We start from the raw sequence: 3,062 nt of genomic DNA, 5'->3' as shown, positions 1-3,062 counted from the left end.
TTTTTTTAGATTTGATTATATTGATTAATTGGCGTTATCCAGATTTTGTGTCTTGGTGCGAGTTTCTAGTTTTGGTAGAGTTGCATCTAGGACATTTCATCCATAAATAATACTCAGTTGTCAATTAGTAGTTATTTTATGAATAGGTATTGACATTTTGATTTTGAAATGATTATTATTTTAGTAATAATTACCAAAAATAAGCAAAATTCCCATTATGAAAGATATTATAGCAAACAACGCACTTAATATAAATCCCCAAGACTATTCTTTATTGACCGATTTATATCAATTAACAATGACTGCGTGCTATGTGGGAGAAGAAATTGAAGCTAAAAGAGCGAGCTTTGAATTGTTTTTTCGACACTTGCCAGACAATTTTGGTTATGCGATCGCGATGGGTTTGGCACAAGCCATAGAATATTTAGAGCAATTAAACTTTAGCCCGCAACAGATCGAGACATTACAACGAACGGGAATATTCAAACAAGCTCCCGAACGATTTTGGCAGGTATTGGCAGCAGGAAGCTTTACAGGAGATGTTTGGGCTGTGGCTGAAGGGACGGTAATTTTTCCTAACGAACCAATCTTAAGAATTGAAGCACCGCTATGGCAAGCACAACTAGTCGAAACCTATTTACTCAACACCATTAACTATCAAACATTAATTGCTACTAAAGCAGCGAGAATTAGAAATGTTGCAGGTAAAACTGCGAATATACTAGAATTTGGCACGAGAAGGGCATTTAGCCCCCAAGGAGCAATGTGGGCAGCAAGGGCAGCCCTAGCCGCAGGATTTAATGGTACTTCTAATGTTTTGGCAGCTTTAAACCTGGGAGAACAACCTAGAGGTACTATGGCTCATTCCTTGGTGATGGCGATTTCCGCGATCGAAGGAGATGAAGACGAAGCTTTTGCTGCTTTTCAAAACTATTTCCCTCAAGCATCCTTATTGATCGATACTTACGATACGATCGCAGCAGCAAAAAGATTGCAGCATAAAGTAGAGGCGGGAGAGATAAAAGTTATGGGTGTGCGAATCGATTCGGGAGATTTAGTAGAATTGTCGCAAAAAGTAGCTCAACACTTACCCGATACTAAAATCTTTGCCAGTGGAGATCTAGACGAGTGGGAAATTGACCGACTAAAACAAGAAGGTGCAGTAATAGATGGCTATGGTATTGGCACAAAGTTAGTTACGGGGGGATGTCTTGGGGGAGTATATAAATTAGTAGAGATAGACGACATTCCCACTATGAAGCAGTCTAGCAATAAGGTATCCTTTCCTGGTCGCAAACAAATCTTTCGTAGGATAGTAAATGGAGAGATAAAATCTGACAGGTTGGGTTTAATAAACGAACAAGCCCACGACGGAGAGAAAGACTTGTTAGAGAAAGTAGTAGCCAACGGTCAAAGATTGCAACCAATCGATAGCCTAAATATAATTCGCCAACGCACTGCTAATTCTGTAGCCAGTCTTCCCGATGATGTGAGAGAGATAAATAACCCCCAAACTATTAAAGTTAATATTTCCCATGAATTAAAAGCCTTGCGAGAAACATTAACAATCAACAATCAACAATCAACAATCAACAATTAATTTATGCAAAAAATTGCTCTTTTTGGTACGAGTGCAGATCCCCCAACCATAGGACATCAAACAATTTTACACTGGCTATCGCAACATTACGATCGCGTGGTGGTTTGGGCTTCTGATAATCCTTTTAAAAAACATCAAACTGCTTTAAGAGATCGTACTGCGATGTTGGGTTTAACAATTGCCGACATAAATTTAACCCATAACAATATTAACCTGCATCCCGAGCTAAGCGATCGCCGTACTTTGGTAACGGTGCATAAAGCTAGAGAAAAATGGGGAGAAGAAGTAGAGTTTACCTTAGTAATAGGTTCGGATATTTTAGAGCAAATTACTAGCTGGTATCGTATTGAAAAATTGCTAGAAGAGGTAAAAGTATTAGTCGTACCTCGCTTGGGATATTCCATTAAAGAAAAAGATCTTAAGAAGTTAGAAGCTGTAGGAGGAAGAGTTGCGATCGCAACTTTAAATGCACCCAAAGTTTCTTCTAGTACCTATCGATTAAAAAAAGATCGTAGTTGGGTTTCTACTAGGGTGAATGAATATATTGCACACCATGATTTGTATAGCGAAAACTCAGAATTAATAATGAATAATTAATAATGACAATATTAGAAGATGAAAACAGATTCTCAGTTTAAAAATAGACAAAGTAATAAATTGGAAAAACTAGCTGATTTTAAGGTAGGGGTAGATAATGTTATTTTTTCTGTCGATACTACCTACAACCGAGTATTAGTATTACTGCGAAAAAGAGATGAAGAACCTTATAAAAATTGTTGGAGTTTACCAGGAACATTAGTGCGTCAAGGAGAATCTTTAACCGATGCTGCTTATCGTACTTTGGCAGAGAAAATCAAGGTGGATAATTTATATTTAGAACAATTATATTCCTTTGGCGATCCTGGTAGAGATCCTAGAGAAAATCCCGATAGTTTTGGCGTGAGATACTTATCTGTAAGTTATTTTGCTTTGGTTAGATATGAAGAAGCGAAAATAGTTGCTAAGGCGAATACTAATGTTGCTTGGTATAAAGTAAACGAGATTCCTAATTTAGCTTTCGATCACGATGAAATATTGCATTATGGTGGTCATCGACTTAAGAATAAACTGCAATATAGCCCAATCGCTTTTGATGTTTTACCAGCAGAATTTACTTTAAATGATGTTTATCAGCTTTACTGTACTATTTTAGGCGAAAATTTTTCTGATTATTCTAATTTTAGATCGCGGTTATTAAAGCTAGGATTTTTATTAGATACAAAGGTAAAAGTATCTCGTGGTGCTGGTCGTCCTGCAAGTTTATATAAGTTTGATTCTGATGCTTTTGCTCCTCTAAAAGATAAGCCTTTATTGTTTATTTAGTCATTAGTCATTAGTTGTTAGTCATTAGTCTATTTAGATTATTGGCACTATATAAAATAAATAGACATGAGCAAAAATATATTAGACTCTACTATCAGAG

At 36.5% G+C, this 3,062-nt stretch carries 3 protein-coding genes; all 3 read left to right on the top strand.

Annotated features, from left to right (window positions below):
- The first annotated feature begins 217 nt into the window (after positions 1-217).
- Genes AC33VI_RS16055 through AC33VI_RS16045 form a run of 3 tightly spaced genes read left to right on the top strand, consistent with a single transcriptional unit; the run spans position 218 to position 2,962 of the window.
- Complete coding sequence (locus AC33VI_RS16055; RefSeq protein ID WP_491783275.1) at positions 218-1,600, top strand: nicotinate phosphoribosyltransferase; 1,383 nt, start codon at positions 218-220, stop codon at positions 1,598-1,600.
- Positions 1,601-1,603: 3 nt separating this feature from the next.
- On the top strand, positions 1,604-2,197 hold the full coding sequence (locus tag AC33VI_RS16050; RefSeq protein WP_491783274.1) for a nicotinate-nucleotide adenylyltransferase: 594 nt from the start codon (positions 1,604-1,606) through the stop codon (positions 2,195-2,197).
- 18 nt (positions 2,198-2,215) lie between these two features.
- A complete protein-coding gene (locus AC33VI_RS16045) occupies positions 2,216-2,962 on the top strand; it encodes an NUDIX hydrolase (RefSeq protein ID WP_491783273.1) in 747 nt (248 codons plus the stop codon).
- Positions 2,963-3,062 lie beyond the last annotated feature (100 nt).

The sequence above is a fragment of the Waterburya sp. genome, assembly GCF_058530065.1.
Note: the sequence above shows the minus strand (reverse complement) of the source record. Positions and strands in the feature narration are given on the sequence as shown.